Origin of the sequence: Agrococcus sp. GCM10030265 (assembly GCF_042666675.1) — a bacterium.
Taxonomy (GTDB): domain Bacteria; phylum Actinomycetota; class Actinomycetes; order Actinomycetales; family Microbacteriaceae; genus Agrococcus.
The window spans coordinates 632,863-645,196 of the sequence record NZ_JBHTCZ010000001.1; the positions used below are offsets into that span (position 1 = coordinate 632,863).

A 12,334-nucleotide genomic window follows, 5' to 3' on the forward strand; every position below is an offset into this window, starting at 1 on the left:
GGGCAGCAGGCGTCAGTCGGTCGTGGGGCCGGGCTCGTCGGCCTCGGGCTCCCGCTCGATCGCGAATCGCTCGCGACGGATGCGCAACGCCGCCTCCCGCGCGTCGGGCACGACCTGCGCGAGGCCCGTGCCCGCGATCCACGCGCCGACGACCTCGAGGTTCGGCACGTCGGCGACGGCCTGCCGCACGCGCTGCTGCATCGCCCGCGCGCCCACCGACGACGACGGCTGCGCCTGCTCCCACCGCACGCGATCGGCGGCGATCGGCTCGGGCACGGGCACGCCGAGGATCGCGGATGCGTCGTCGCGCGCGAGCGCTATCGCTGCGTCGTCGTCGAGCGCGGCGGTCGCAGGCGCCTCGCCTGCGCGACCGTACGAGACGCGCAGCACCGCGCGGTCACCGGCGGCCTCGGCGAGCCAGGCCCACTTCGCCGTCGCATGCGTGAGGGCCTTCGCGGCGATGCCGGCGTCCTCGGCGACGAGCGCGCCCGAGCCGCGCGGCGCGCCCTCGAGCCCCTCGACGACGAGCGTCACGAGCTCGACGGTCGTCGCGGGGGCAGCCTGCACCTCGATGCCCGCATCCGCGAGCAGCGTCGCGGCCGGTGCACCCGGCGTGGCGACGACGAGGGCCGACGCCGTCCAGCGCTCCTCGCCCGCCTGCACGGCCCATCCGGCATCGGTGCGCTCGACGTGGTCGACGGCGACGGCGGTGCGGATCGTCGCGCGCCGCTCGACCTCGACGCGCAGAGCCTCCGGCAGCCGGTGCATCCCGCCGCGGATGCCTCGCACGGCCGAGCCGGGGCGCGCGCCGTCGCCGATGCGCAGCGCGACGCCGCCCGACAGGGAGCCGGCACGCGTCATCGCCTCGTTGAGCCCCGGCGCGACGACGGCGACGTCGAGGTCGCGCGCGTTCGACGAGTACACGCCGCCCGAGATCGGCGCGACGAGCCTGCGCAGCACCGCCGAGCCCATGCGGCGCTCGACGAGGGGGCCGAGCCGGTCGTCCTTGCCCACCTTCAGCACGGGCATGAGGCGGTCGAGGTATGCGCGCAGCGCGCCGCGCCAGCCGAGCACCGCGATGACGTCCTCGGCGAGCGGCACCGACGGGATGCCGAGCATCGTGCGCTTCGGCAGGGGCACGGAGCGGTCGGCGAGCCGCAGCCAGGCGCCGCCGGGCTCCGGGTCGACGAGGTCGTCCTCGAGGCCCAGCTGCCCGGCGAGCTCGGCGACGGCGCCGCCGCGCACCGCGAACGACTCGGCGCCCGCGTCGAGCGCGATGCCCGCGAGGTCATGGCGCGACACGATGCCGCCCACGCGATCCCGCGCCTCGAGCACGAGCACGTCGTAGCCGCGGCGAGCGAGGTCGTTGGCCAGCACGAGCCCTGCGACGCCCGCGCCCACGACGACGACCTCGTGCATGGGGCGCTCGAGCTCGGGCGCCGCCTCGGCCTCCGGCGCGTCGCCGGTCGCGCCCGGCTCGTGCGCGTCCTCGCCGGTCTCGCGACCGCCGGCGCCCGGCTCGCTCATGCTGCGTGCACGTGCTCGACGATGCGCGTCAGCACGGTGGGGTCGGTCTCGGGCGGCACGCCGTGCCCGAGGTTGAAGACGTGCGCGCGGGCGGCGGCGCCCTGGCGCAGCACCTCGTCGGCGGCGGCGGCCACCGTCTCCCACGGGGCGCCGAGCAGCGCCGGGTCGAGGTTTCCCTGCACCGTCACGCCGCTGCCCATGCGCGCATGCGCCACGTCGAGCGGCGTGCGCCAGTCGACGCCCATCGCGTCGACGCCGAGCTGCATGGCGCCGTAGAGCTCCATCGCGCCGACCCCGAAGTGCACGAGGGGCAGCGAGCGGCCGTCGGATGCCGTGAGGCCGCGCACGTGGTCGAGCGCGCGCGACGATGCGGGCGCGACGTGCTGCACGTACGCGTCGAGCGGCAGCGAGCCCGCCCAGGAGTCGAACAGCTGCGCGGCCGACGCACCCGCATCCACCTGCGCCCGCACGAAGCGTCCCGTGACGTCGGCGCACCAGTCGGTGAGGCGCGCCCACGCGACGGGATGCGCGCGCATGAGCGTGCGCGCCGCGAGGTGATCCTTCGACGGGCGACCGGCGACGAGGTACGCCGCGAGCGTGAAGGGCGCCCCGGCGAAGCCGATGAGCGGCGTCGTGCCGTCGCCGATGCCGGCGAGGCCCGCCACGGTGCGCCGCACGCCCTCGCGGACGGGCTCGAGCGCGTCGTCGAGCATGGCGGGGTCGGTGGCGACGAGCCGGTCGACGGCCTCCGGCGAGGCGATCGGCGAGCCGATCACGGGCCCGACGCCCGGCTCGATGCGCACGTCGACGCCCGCGAGCAGCAGCGGCACCATGATGTCCGAGAAGAAGATCGCCGCGTCGACGCCGTGGCGCCGCACGGGCTGCAGCGTGATCTCGCTCGCGAGCGCCGGGTCGAGGCAGCTGTCGAGCATGTCGTGGCCCGTGCGCAGCTCGCGGTACTCGGGCAGCGAGCGCCCTGCCTGCCGCATGAACCAGACGGGCGTGACGTCGGGCCGCTCGCCGCGGTACGCGCGGATGAGCCGGCTGTCTGCCGTCGTCGAGTGGAGCGGGTGGTGCTGCGGGAGCGTCGTCATCGTGCCTCCATCCTCCCATCCGCGTCGTCGCCCCCGAGGGGGTGGACGGGTCCCGGCGCCGCGGCCTCGGGGGATCGCGGCGCCGGGAGCGTCAGTCGCGCTCGATGCGGCGCACCTGCACCGTCAGTCGCGCATCCGACCAGTCGTCCGGCAGCGCCGCGCGCACCGCGGTCGCGACGGCGCGCGTCGCCGCCCGCACGTCGGCCGACTGGTGCACGCCGATGGCGACGCGGATCGTCCTCGGCAGGGGCGTCACGTGGGCGAGCACCTCTCGGCGGCCCGCCTCCGCGATCTGCGCCATCGCCGGCGCCGCGACGTAGACGTGCGCGACGCCCCGCACGGTCGCCACCGAGGCATCGACGAGGCGAGCGACATCGGTCGGATCGGTCATCGTGCACCTCCCAGCAGCACGTCGTCGACGACGACGTCGATCGTGCCCACGCGCATCGGCGCGTGAGCGACGAGGGCGTCGTGCACCGCGCGCCGCACGGCGTCGGCCGCGGGCACGACGGCGCTGCCGTAGCGCACGCCGATCGACAGGCGCACGTCGAGCGAGCCGGCGTCCTCGACGAGCTGCACGCGGCCCACGAGCACGCCGTCGACGCCGTCGCCGGCGCTGCGAGCGATCTCGCGCAGCGCACCCTCGGTGATCGTGGTCGACGTGCGCTCGTCGGGATCCTCGATCGGCAGGTCGCGACCCGCGCGCACCTCGCTGCGGATCACGCCGAGCAGCCCCTCGAGCCACTGGTCGTCGACCGCGCCGGCCTCGGCGGCATCCTCGTCGGCCATGGTGCCTGCGAGCCGGTCGAGTCGCTCCATCGAGTCGAGCAGGGCCTTCGCCTCCGCGTCGTGCTCGAAGGCGGCGACGCGCGGGCTGCGGCCGCGGTCGTGATACGCCGAGAGCTCCTCGAGCGTGGCGCCGGTCGCGCCGATCGTCTCCTCGGGCTCTCCGGGCTCCGCGGCATCCGCAGGCTCCTCGGGCTGCGCGGGCTGCGCGGGCTGCGCGGGCTCCTCGGGCGTGGCGCCGGACTCGCCGGTCGCCTCGCCGAGCTCCTCGAGCGTCGCGTCGATCGTCTGCGCGAGCTCCTTGGCTCGCGGATCGTGCACGGGTGCGGCAGGGGCGACGGCGGATCCGTCGGGTGCCGTGCGAGCGTCGTCGCGGGCGTGGTCCTCGTGCATGGTCACCTCCACTCCTCCATCGTCGCGAGCACGCTCTGGCGCGCTCGGGCAAGCCTTCCGCGAACGGTCGCGGGTGTCGACCCCGTGCGCTCGGCGATCTCGTCGTACGAGAGGCCACCGATCTGGCGCAGGATCCATGCATCGCGCTGCTCGGCGGGCAGCGCGTCGACCGCGCGGCCGAGCGCCCTCGTCGCCTCGCGCTGCTCGAGCCGCCGCTCGGGTCCGTCGCGGCGATCCTCGATCTCGCGCTCCTCGATGCCGCCGTCGGTGCGGCGCCGCGCTCGGGTGCGGATCACGTCGGTCGCGCGCCTGGCGACGGCCGTCGCCAGCCACGAGCGCACCTGCGCCGGGTCGCGCAGCTCGCCCATGCGGCGCCACGCGGTCACGAGCGCCTCCTGCACCACGTCGTCGGCCTCGAGGTTCGAGCCGAGGTAGCGGGCGGCGAAGCCGCGCAGGTAGGGCGAGTGCCGGCGGACCAGCACCGCGAAGGCGCGGTCGTCGCCGTCGGCCGATCGCTGGGCGAGCAGTGCATCGGGTGCATCCTCGAGCCGCATCGGCACCTCCTCTCGTCGTACGGTAGCGACCCTCGTCGGGTCGTCGGGTGGGGCGTCGGCGTCGTGCCCGCGAGGGCTCGGGTCGTCGACGGGATGATCGATCGTCAGCGGCGCATCGCGCGTCGCACGGCGCGGCGCGGTGCGGACTCGCGGACGACGGGTCGGGTGGCCCGCGTGCCGAGCACGAAGCCGATGGCGGCTGCGCCGGCGAGCAGGACGATGGTGCTGCGCATGGGGTCTCCTCTGGTCGGGTCTCGGGGTCTCGGGGTCCGGGGGGATCGGGCGATCGAGTCGAGGCGCCCGGCCATGGAGGGGCCGGGCGCGACGGGGCGCCCGCGACGATGGCGCGTCCGATCGAGGAGCCCGATCGGCCTTCCCCGTCGCGACGCGAACGGCCGCGGCGCGCGCCGATCGACGTGCACCGCGGCCGTCGTGCGACCGGTGAGGTCGCTCGCTACCGCTTGTCGCCGAAGACGTCCTTGGCGGCGTCCTTCACGTGCTCGCCGGCCTGCTTGGCCTTCGCCGCGGCCTGCTCGCGCTCGCCCTCGGCAGCGAGGCGCTCGTTGTCGGTCGCGTTGCCGATGGCCTCCTTGGCCTTGCCGCCGAGCTCCTCGGCCTTGTTCGTGATCTTGTCTCCGAGTCCCATGACTCCTCCTTCGGTGATGGTGGATGCGACGGCGGGTGCCGCCGCGTCGGTGGTGATGGTCGGTGCGCGTCAGGCCGCCCTGGCGGTCTTCGACACGGATGCGCGGATGCTGCTCGTGAGGTGCACGACGATGGGGGCGTCGATGCCGATCCGCTCGCGCGTCGCCGTCGCGGCGTGGGCGGCGCGGTCGGCGACCTCGTCGAGGCGTGCGTGGTCGCGCACGTCGACGCTCGCGCGCCAGGCGTTCGCGCCGCGGTGCCGCCAGGCCGTGACCTTGACGTGCAGCACGTCGGGGTGCGAGCCGAGGGCGTCGCGGTAGACGTCCTCGACGGCGCCGGCCTCGACGACGACGTCGTCCTGCTGGACGGCGTCGCTCGTGCGACCCTTGCCGCGCGTCGCCGCGTGGACGACGGCCCACACGAGTGCGAGGGCGGCGGTCGCGACGAGCACGACGCCCCAGAGGGCTGCCGGGTCGAGGGCGCCGAGCGAGAGCCCGAGCTGCGCCGTGAGCGCGGCCCAGCCGTCGGCGACGGCCTGCGGTGCCGCCTCCCACGCCGCGACGACCTGGTCGGGCCAGATCTGCCGGGCGACGAGGATGCCTCCGCCGGCGAGCCAGACGATGCCGAGCAGCACGAGCACGATGCGGTTCCAGCCGCGGTTCGAGGTCGTCATGCCGCACCCGCCTGCACGTCGGCCCGCAGTGTCCTGCGGGGGCGCAGCGCGTCGAGCGTCGCCGCGGCGGCCGCCTGGGCGGCATCCACGTCGGCGTCGAAGCCGGCGTCGGCACGCACGAGCGTGCGTGCGCGGCGACGGCCGAGCACGGTGCTCGCCGCACCGGAGCCCACGCGTGCCGCACGAGCCACGGTGCCCGAGATCGCGCTCGCGAGCGTCGCGTCGTCGACGATCACGACCACGCCATCCCTCTCGAGCGCACGCCGGCTGCGGCGGCCGTGCCCCAGCCCGAGCGCGAGCCACACGAGGCCCACGATCATGACGCCGACGCCGGTCGCGATGCTCGCGGCGCCTGCGGAGACGAGGAACGTCTGCACGCCCTCGCCGGTGATGCCGGTGGGCAGGAGCCCCATGGGCCCGAGGATCGCGACGAGCGCACCGCACACGAGCACGGCGGCCGTCACGATCAGCGCGATGGAGGACGAGAGCGAGCGCGAGCGGTGCAGCTCGCGGCGCTCGTAGCGTCGCATCCAGCTCATTCGACCCTCCTTCGGTCGTCGATGTCGGTCAGGGAGGTGATGCGCACGCGCACCCGGTCGAAGCGGGCGCCCGTGAGCTCGGTGGCCCGGGCGGCGACGGCGTCGCGCCCCCGGGTGGCGGCGCCGAGCAGAGGCTCGGCGCCGCCGTACGGCGTCGCGATGTCGAGCTCGAGCCGCCCGCGATCGGCGTGGACCTTGGCGCGGACCCCCTTGGCGGGAGCGCGGAAGGTCTCGGCGGTCGCGGCCTCGACGACCGCGCGGATGGCCCGCGGCTCGATCGAGACGCGACCGGGGAGGCTCATCCTCGGCTCCGCCCCTGGGCCGCGTCGACGGCTGCGCGGAGGTTGAGTCGCCCGGTGGCGACGCCCCCGATGACCGCGCCGAGCGCTCCGAGGAGCAGGGCGATGAGGAATCCGCCGATGCCGAAGGCCAGGCCGAAGAAGGCGAGGATCAGGCCGGCGAGTGCGCCGATGGTGATGCCGTTCATGCGACGCGCGACTCCTCGGCCTCGTCGTCCTCGGTGCCCGGGATGTGGACGTCGGTGACGGTCACGTTGATCTCGGCGACCTCCATGCCCACGAGCTCGGTGATCGCACGGGCGACCGCGTGGCGCACGCCGTCGGCGACGACCTGCAGCTGCTCGGGGTACTCGACGACGATCGTGACGTCGGCAGCGACCTGCTTCTCGCCGACCTCGACCTTGATGCCCTGGCCCTGGTCGCGCTGGCCGATGGCGTCGCGCACCGAGCCGACGATGCGGGCTGCGCCGCCGCCGAGGTCGTGCACGCCCGGCACCTCGCGCGCTGCGATGCCGGCGATCTTCGCGACGACGGGGTCGACGACGGTGGTCGTGCCGGTGACGCCTGCGGCGGCGACCGTGTTGGGGGTGGGGTTCGTGGTGGCCATGGTGTGGCTCCCTTCCTGTCGTGTCGAGGTCCTACGTGATGAAGACGTCGCGAGCTCGCGATTCGTCACGAGGAATCTTGATTCGATTTCGAACGACCTTGAGGCACGCTTGCCAGATCTGATTCGGGGCGGTAGAGGCGCCGGTTGGCGTCGGGATGCCCGGGAGGGGATGAGGCGACCCATGATGGCTGCGAGCGGGGGACGGTAGCGCCGCTTCCACCGCCGACGCCCGCCACGGCCGCGCCCGAGCCGCATCGCGACCGCCTCGAACCCGACGTCCAAGTCGTTCGATCGTCGTATGACCTGCGAGCGTCCTTGCACTGCTGCGTCGATGACGCAAGGCGTGGCGGGCCCCCGTCGCGAGGGGCATCGTTGCAGGCAGACCACGCGAGGGAGACCTCGATCGCAAGAGGAGAAGGAGGAGCCCATGGGACTCGGAGACAAGATCTCGAACCAGGCCGAGGAGCTGAAGGGCAAGGCCAAGGAGGCCTTCGGCGACGCCACCGACAACGAGCGCCTCGAGCGCGACGGCCAGGCCGACCAGGGCAAGGCCAACGCGAAGCAGGCGGGCGAGCACGTCAAGGACGCAGCGCACGACGCCTTCGGCGGCGACAAGCGCTAGCACTCCGTGCACGCCGAGGCCCCCGATCCCCTTGCGGATCGGGGGCCTCGTCGCGTGCGGCACGGCAGGAGGTGACGCGCCGCGGCTCCTCGACCGCACGTGGAGCGCCTCCTGGCGCTGGACGTCGCAGGCCTGCGCGGGGTCGGCGGGACCGTGCTCGCCACCGACATGTCCGGTGAGGCCGAGCTCGCCGACTCCGGCACCAGCGAGCTCGACCTCGCCACCGTCGTCGACGGCGTCGTCGACGCGGTGGATGGCTGCCTGCATCGTCCATCAGCCGAACCGATCGGCGGCAGCGAGACGCCTCCCGGAGACGACGGTTCGCTCCCTGCGTCCCTGATCGACGCGTCCGTCGGCGGTCGCGCGGGGTCGCGTCATGGTCTCGAGTCGTCGGGTGCAGATGCCGGGTGGTAGCCGGATCGTCCTTCGGGGGCGACGGTGAGGGCCAACGATCCGATCTCCGTGCGCTGCGCGCGAGTCATGGCGTCCGCGTCGATCTTCCCCTGCAGCAGGAGTCGATCGATCGCGGCATCGCGAGCAGCGCGGATGCTCTCGCGCTGCTGGTGATCGAGCTCGTGCACGGCTCGGACGACGTTCTCCACGGGGTCCTGCGGGCCGCCGGGCCGGGTCGCACCCCTTCGCCAGATGTGGACGTGCAGCGCGAGGTCGATGAGGACGGGGAGGAGCCAGAGGAGCACGGGCGGTTCCGGCGATCGTCGCCCGTCGCCCGCCGCGGCCAGCGCAGCGAGTGCCAGGACGGCGCTCGCTGGCACGATGTGCACGAGGCTGACGCGACGCACCGCGCCGATCGCGACGGCGCGAGGGCGGCGGCGTCCCTGCACCTCGGAGTAGACGTTCACGAGGACGCTGACCAGGAAGAGCAGTCCGACCTGCGGAAGGGGCATGGCGCCGAACCCGTCTGCCATCCAGGTGATCAGCAGTGCCGCTGCGATCGTGGGCGTGACGAGGGACGCGACGAACGCGAGCGTCTGCAGGCAGCCGCCGAGCGAGGGCCTCCCGTGCTCCTTCGACCACGCCTCACGCGGAGACAGCACCGCGAGTGCGCGTTGGACATGCGGGAAGTCCGCGAACGATCGCAGCTCGAGGCGCCACCACTCGACGACTCCCCACGAGCTGCTGTCGTCGACGAGCGACTCGAGCGAGGCCGGCTTCACCCTCGCGATGATGCCAGGAGGCCCTGCGCCTCGACTGGAGGTGCGCAGAGCCCCACGAGCCGAGGTCGCGAGGGGACCCGCTCGCATGTCGGTCGTCGAGAGGCACGGCAGCGGCCTGGTCGCGAGGTTGCGGCCGCCGCTCGCACGATGCAGCGCCTCGAACGGGCGACGGGCGATGTCGCGCCGATGCCGTGCGTGCAGCGGGCGCCTGCACGATCGGCGTGGCCCGCGCGAGCCTGGGCGCGGCGATCGGCGGTCGGGATGACGGCGGCGGTGAGGGCGAGTGCCGTCACGCGGCGAGCGAACGGCGCAGCGTCGGAAGCCCGATACGATGGAGTGTGCTCATCTGCCTCACGGCGAGCCACCGGAACGCCGACTTCGACGTCCTCGAGCGCCTCGCCGCTGCCGACTCGTCGATGCTGCCGACCCTCCTCGCCTCCTCCGACGGCGTCGACGGCGCGGTGGTCGTCTCCACCTGCAACCGCTTCGAGGCCTACCTCGACGTCTCCGCCGACCAGGCCGACGCAGCGGCGCGCACCGCGCTCGACGCCGCGCTGACGCGCGCCGGCGCGCCCGGCGAGGTCGAGCACGTCGAGGCGCTCTACGACGCCCACGCAGCCGAGCACCTCTTCGCCGTCGCGGCCGGCCTCGAGTCGGTGGTCGTCGGCGAGGGCGAGATCGCAGGCCAGGTGCGGCGCGCGCTCGGCAACGCGCAGGATGCCGGCACGACGACGAGCGATCTCGAGCGCCTCTTCCAGCGCTCCATCGAGACGCAGCGCGGCGTGAAGCGTCGCACGGGCCTCGGCGAGCAGGGCCGCTCGATCGTGCGCCTCGCGCTCGACCTCGCGAGCGACCGCATCCACGACTGGTCGCAGGCGCGCGTGCTGCTCGTCGGCACCGGCCGCTTCGCGGCGGCGTCGCTCGCGGCGCTGCGCGACCGCGGCGTGCGCGACGTCGAGGTGTGGAGCCCGTCCGGCCGCGGCGACCGATTCGCCCGCAGCCACGGCATCGCGAGCGTCGACGGCCGCGATGCGCCGCTCGCGCTCGCGGGCGCCGACGTCGTCGTCACGTGCACGACGTCGAGCGAGCACGTCATCGACGCCGCGATGATCGCAGCGGGCCGCCGCGCGCTCGCCGCGACCCACGCGTACGCGGGCATGCCCTCGGGGCATGCGCACGGCGTCGCGGTCGGGCCGTTCGCGGCGGGCGCCGAGCCCGAGCGCGTCGAGCCCGCGGTCTGCCCGGTCGCCGTGCAGGTCACGGGTGCCTCGTGCCCCGTCGAGCACGGCCGCTCGAGCCAGCTCGTCATCGACATGGGCCTGCCGCGCAACGTCGCGCCCGACGTGTCGCGCGTGCACGGCGTCGAGCTGCTCGACCTCGAGACCATCCGCATCCACGCTCCGCTCGACCACCTCACCGCCACCGACGACGCTCGTGCGCTCGTGCAGAAGGCCGCGAAGACCTACCAGCGGGTCGGCGAGGAGCAGCGCCTCGGCCCGGCGGTCGCAGCCCTGCGGCAGCATGTGACGGCTGCGCTCGACGCCGAGCTCACGCGCGTGCGCCGCCGCGGCACCGAGGCCGAGCAGCTCGCCGCCGAGCAGGCCCTGCGCCACTTCGCAGGCGTGCTGCTGCACCAGCCGAGCGTGCGCGCCCGCGAGCTCGCCGCGAAGGGCCGCCACGCCGACTACCTCGACGCGCTCGAGGCCCTCTTCGGCATCGACGACGTCGCCTGACCGGCGCCGCATGCCGTCGCACCACCACGTCTCCGCGCCGCTCGCGCGCCCCTTCGACGCCGTGCTCTTCGACTGCGACGGCGTGCTCGCCGACTCCGAGCCCACCGTGAACGGCGTCCTGCGCACGATGATCGCCGAGCTCGGATGGGTGCTGACGCCCGAGGAGTCGATGCGCCGCTTCGTGGGTCGCGTGCTCGAGGACGAGCTGCCGGTCATCATGGCGCACGCGGGCGCCGTGCTCGACGCGACGTGGATCGACGAGTTCCGCGAGCGTCGCGACGCCGCGCTGCTCGCCGACGGCGTCGCGCCCGTCGAGGGCGTCGTCGCGGCGCTCGACGCCGTCGTCGCCCGCTACCCCGGAGCCGTCGCCTGCGCATCGGGCGCCGACCGGGCGAAGATCGAGATGCAGCTGACGATGCTCGGCATCCTCGACCGCTTCGGCGGCCACGTGCTGTCCGGGCAGGAGCAGCCGCGCAGCAAGCCGGCTCCCGACGTCTACCTCGCGGCCGCCGCGAGCCTCGGCGTCGACCCGCGCCGCTGCGCCGTCGTCGAGGACACGGTCGCCGGCACCACGGCGGGCGTCGCCGCGGGTGCGACGGTGCTGGCCTACGCGCCCGAGGGTGCGGATGCGGATGCGCTGCGCGCCGCGGGTGCATCGGTCGTCTTCCGCGCGATGCACGAGCTGCCCGCCCTCGTCGGCGCCTGACGCGCGCGTCGACCGAGCGCGTCGACCGCGCAAGGGGCTCCCGCGCCCACCGCATGCCTGCTGGTCTTGCAGGACTCCCCCCGACCCGTCAGGAGGCGCGACATGTCCGATCAGCATCCGTCCGAGTTCCCCACGCAGCAGCAGCCCGAGCAGCCGGGGCTCACGCAGCCCATGGATCCCGTGCCCGACCACGGCGAGACGAGCTGGGTGGGCCGCGGCAGGCTCGTGGGGCGCCGCGCGCTCATCACGGGAGGCGACTCCGGCATCGGCCGGGCCGTGGCGATCGCGTACGCCCGCGAGGGCGCCGACGTGGCCATCGTGCATCTGCCCGAGGAGGCCGAGGACGCCGCCGCCACCATCGCGGCGATCGAGGACGCGGGGCAGCGCGGCGTCGCGTTCGCGCTCGACCTGCGCGAGGAGGCCGCATGCGTGGAGGCCGTGCAGCGCACGGTCGACGAGCTCGGCGGGCTCGACGTGCTCGTGTCGAACGCCGCCCATCAGCGGCAGCGCGACGGCATCGAGGCCATCACCTGGGAGGGCATCGACCGCGTCTTCCGCACCAACCTCTACGCGCTGCTCATCCTCGCGCGCGAGGCCGTGCCGCACCTGCCCGCGGGTGGGTCGATCATCGTGACGTCGTCGGTGCAGTCGGCCGATCCGTCGCCCGGGCTCGTCGACTACGCGATGACGAAGTCCGCGCAGCGCGCGTTCGTCGAGGCCATGGCGGTCGAGCTCGGCCCGCGCGGCATCCGCGTGAACGCCGTGGCGCCCGGGCCCATCTGGACGCCGCTCATCCCGGCGACGGGATTCCCGGACGAGAAGGTGCAGCAGTTCGGCCAGGACACGCCGTTCGGTCGCGCGGGGCAGCCGGCCGAGCTCGCGGGCGCGTACGTCTACCTCGCCTCCGACGAGGCGGCGTACACGTCGGCAGCCGTCATCGGCGTGACGGGCGGTCGCGCGGTGCCGTGATCCGCGCGCGTC

General features: G+C 74.5%; 18 protein-coding genes. 5 read left to right on the top strand and 13 right to left on the bottom strand.

All coding sequences use genetic code 11. The features are described 5' to 3' along the window. Positions 1–12: 12 nt before the first annotated feature. From hemG to ACFQPP_RS03115, 12 genes are all read right to left on the bottom strand, one after another. Positions 13–1,527, bottom strand: a complete 1,515-nt coding sequence (hemG, locus tag ACFQPP_RS03060; protein ID WP_376915041.1) for a protoporphyrinogen oxidase — start codon at positions 1,525–1,527, stop codon at positions 13–15. Then, a complete protein-coding gene (gene hemE / locus ACFQPP_RS03065) occupies positions 1,524–2,621 on the bottom strand; it encodes a uroporphyrinogen decarboxylase (protein WP_376915042.1) in 1,098 nt (365 codons plus the stop codon). Before hemE ends, hemG begins: the two co-directional genes overlap by 4 nt. Before the next feature lie 91 nt (positions 2,622–2,712). Continuing rightward, positions 2,713–3,012 (bottom strand): hypothetical protein, encoded by a 300-nt coding sequence (locus tag ACFQPP_RS03070; RefSeq protein ID WP_376915043.1) that lies wholly within the window; start codon positions 3,010–3,012, stop codon positions 2,713–2,715. Next, the gene (locus ACFQPP_RS03075) at positions 3,009–3,806 is read right to left on the bottom strand and encodes an Asp23/Gls24 family envelope stress response protein (RefSeq protein ID WP_376915044.1); all 798 of its coding nucleotides are present in this window, start codon (positions 3,804–3,806) and stop codon (positions 3,009–3,011) included. The genes ACFQPP_RS03070 and ACFQPP_RS03075 overlap by 4 nt, the downstream gene beginning before the upstream one ends. Next, a complete protein-coding gene (locus tag ACFQPP_RS03080; RefSeq protein ID WP_376915045.1) occupies positions 3,803–4,354 on the bottom strand; it encodes an RNA polymerase sigma factor in 552 nt (183 codons plus the stop codon). The genes ACFQPP_RS03075 and ACFQPP_RS03080 overlap by 4 nt, the downstream gene beginning before the upstream one ends. Before the next feature lie 104 nt (positions 4,355–4,458). Further along, on the bottom strand, positions 4,459–4,587 hold the full coding sequence (locus ACFQPP_RS03085; protein ID WP_376915046.1) for a hypothetical protein: 129 nt from the start codon (positions 4,585–4,587) through the stop codon (positions 4,459–4,461). 221 nt (positions 4,588–4,808) lie between these two features. Continuing rightward, positions 4,809–5,000 (bottom strand): CsbD family protein, encoded by a 192-nt coding sequence (locus ACFQPP_RS03090; RefSeq protein WP_376915047.1) that lies wholly within the window; start codon positions 4,998–5,000, stop codon positions 4,809–4,811. Between the two features lie 69 nt (positions 5,001–5,069). Then, the gene (locus tag ACFQPP_RS03095; protein ID WP_376915048.1) at positions 5,070–5,672 is read right to left on the bottom strand and encodes a hypothetical protein; all 603 of its coding nucleotides are present in this window, start codon (positions 5,670–5,672) and stop codon (positions 5,070–5,072) included. After that, complete coding sequence (locus tag ACFQPP_RS03100) at positions 5,669–6,211, bottom strand: hypothetical protein (protein WP_376915049.1); 543 nt, start codon at positions 6,209–6,211, stop codon at positions 5,669–5,671. Before ACFQPP_RS03100 ends, ACFQPP_RS03095 begins: the two co-directional genes overlap by 4 nt. Further along, a complete protein-coding gene (locus ACFQPP_RS03105; RefSeq protein ID WP_376915050.1) occupies positions 6,208–6,513 on the bottom strand; it encodes a hypothetical protein in 306 nt (101 codons plus the stop codon). Before ACFQPP_RS03105 ends, ACFQPP_RS03100 begins: the two co-directional genes overlap by 4 nt. Next, a complete protein-coding gene (locus tag ACFQPP_RS03110; protein WP_376915051.1) occupies positions 6,510–6,698 on the bottom strand; it encodes a hypothetical protein in 189 nt (62 codons plus the stop codon). Before ACFQPP_RS03110 ends, ACFQPP_RS03105 begins: the two co-directional genes overlap by 4 nt. Next, complete coding sequence (locus ACFQPP_RS03115) at positions 6,695–7,117, bottom strand: Asp23/Gls24 family envelope stress response protein (protein ID WP_376915052.1); 423 nt, start codon at positions 7,115–7,117, stop codon at positions 6,695–6,697. Before ACFQPP_RS03115 ends, ACFQPP_RS03110 begins: the two co-directional genes overlap by 4 nt. Before the next feature lie 427 nt (positions 7,118–7,544). Between ACFQPP_RS03115 and ACFQPP_RS03120 the strand changes: the two genes are divergently transcribed. Together ACFQPP_RS03120 and ACFQPP_RS03125 are read left to right on the top strand one after the other, a co-directional pair. Then, the gene (locus tag ACFQPP_RS03120; protein ID WP_376915053.1) at positions 7,545–7,739 is read left to right on the top strand and encodes a CsbD family protein; all 195 of its coding nucleotides are present in this window, start codon (positions 7,545–7,547) and stop codon (positions 7,737–7,739) included. 99 nt (positions 7,740–7,838) lie between these two features. Further along, a complete protein-coding gene (locus ACFQPP_RS03125; RefSeq protein ID WP_376915054.1) occupies positions 7,839–8,153 on the top strand; it encodes a hypothetical protein in 315 nt (104 codons plus the stop codon). Here ACFQPP_RS03125 and ACFQPP_RS03130 read toward each other — a convergent pair. Continuing rightward, positions 8,114–8,914 carry a hypothetical protein gene (locus tag ACFQPP_RS03130; protein ID WP_376915055.1) on the bottom strand — a complete coding sequence of 267 codons (801 nt, stop codon included), beginning with the start codon at positions 8,912–8,914 and terminating at the stop codon, positions 8,114–8,116. The two genes, ACFQPP_RS03125 and ACFQPP_RS03130, sit on opposite strands and share 40 nt — an antisense overlap. A gap of 338 nt (positions 8,915–9,252) precedes the next feature. Between ACFQPP_RS03130 and ACFQPP_RS03135 the strand changes: the two genes are divergently transcribed. The 3 genes from ACFQPP_RS03135 to ACFQPP_RS03145 all read left to right on the top strand — a co-directional run bounded on the left by ACFQPP_RS03135 (position 9,253) and on the right by ACFQPP_RS03145 (position 12,322). Continuing rightward, entirely contained in the window at positions 9,253–10,647 is a 1,395-nt protein-coding gene (locus ACFQPP_RS03135; RefSeq protein WP_376915056.1) for a glutamyl-tRNA reductase, read from the top strand. Positions 10,648–10,657: 10 nt separating this feature from the next. Then, complete coding sequence (locus ACFQPP_RS03140; protein WP_376915057.1) at positions 10,658–11,353, top strand: HAD family hydrolase; 696 nt, start codon at positions 10,658–10,660, stop codon at positions 11,351–11,353. Between the two features lie 102 nt (positions 11,354–11,455). Next, positions 11,456–12,322, top strand: coding sequence for an SDR family oxidoreductase (locus tag ACFQPP_RS03145; protein WP_376915058.1), 867 nt, complete (start codon positions 11,456–11,458; stop codon positions 12,320–12,322). The last annotated feature ends 12 nt before the right edge of the window (positions 12,323–12,334 follow it).